This is a genomic window from Bremerella sp. JC817, assembly GCF_040718835.1.
Lineage (GTDB): Bacteria > Planctomycetota > Planctomycetia > Pirellulales > Pirellulaceae > Bremerella.
The window spans coordinates 1-302 of the sequence record NZ_JBFEFG010000048.1; the positions used below are offsets into that span (position 1 = coordinate 1).

General features: G+C 60.9%; 1 protein-coding gene. It reads left to right on the plus strand.

Annotated elements, in window-relative coordinates:
* Positions 1-302 (plus strand): GspE family protein (locus tag AB1L30_RS00240; protein ID WP_367011354.1); only part of this gene is annotated, 302 nt, incomplete at both ends.

The following is a 302-nucleotide window of genomic DNA, read 5'->3' on the forward strand; positions in this document are numbered from 1 at the left end:
ACCGCCCGGACACGAAGATCATCACCGCCGAGGACCCGGTCGAGTACTACCTGCCTGGGATTAACCAGTGCGAGGTCAAGGCCCGCATCGGGATGACCTTCGCCCGGATCATCCGGGCCATGCTCCGGCAGAATCCGAACATCCTCCTCGTGGGCGAGATTCGCGATGAGGAGACGGCGAACACCGCCATTCAGGCCTCACTGACAGGACACTTGGTTTTCAGTACACTGCACACGAACGATGCGCCCAGTGCCTTGACACGTCTGGTCGATATCGGTGTTCAGCCGTTCCTGGTCGCCAGC